General features: G+C 61.0%; 1 protein-coding gene. It reads right to left on the bottom strand.

Features of this window, described 5'->3' with window-relative positions:
* On the bottom strand, positions 1-494 hold a 494-nt coding region (locus tag HZR81_RS23730; RefSeq protein ID WP_500129408.1), incomplete at its 3' end, for a transposase family protein.
* Between the last annotated feature and the right edge of the window lie 19 nt (positions 495-513).

Raw genomic sequence — 513 nt, 5'->3', positions numbered from 1 at the left:
TAGCGATGCCCCTTGTGTAGGGCGAACTCATCCATCACCAGGCGGCGGACACCGCTTGAATCGAAGGTGCCTACCTCGGCTTGTAAGCGTCGTTTATCGAGCGTCTTGAGGGTGTGCCAGTGCAGGCCGGTGAGCTGGCTGACGTGGCTGATCGGCAGCAGCCGCAGCAAGCTTTCGAGCCAGACCCGTAACCGCCGGGTCAGGCGAGATGCAGGCTCCAGCCAGTCGATCCGCTCGGTCACCCGACCACAGTGCAGGCAATCGACTCGGCGCACGGGTAGTTGAAGCAAGACGCGCTGATCGAACAGATCACGATCGCGCACCAGACGAATTCGGCGCTCGTGAATCAACGGACTGAGCTGACCACAACGCCCGCACTTGGGCACTGAACCGGCTTGAGGCTCGAGCTCAATCAGAAGGGAGTTGTTGGCGGATGAACGGCAGGCAACGGCGTCATAGCCTGGCCAGAACGAGGCAAGATCAATAGGATGCACGGCGACAGCAGGGACAGGT

This window comes from Pseudomonas sp. LM13, assembly GCF_041381355.1.
GTDB lineage: Bacteria > Pseudomonadota > Gammaproteobacteria > Pseudomonadales > Pseudomonadaceae > Stutzerimonas > Stutzerimonas frequens.
The sequence above is the reverse complement of the archived record's forward strand: the minus strand, read 5'-3'. Positions and strand labels throughout refer to the sequence as shown.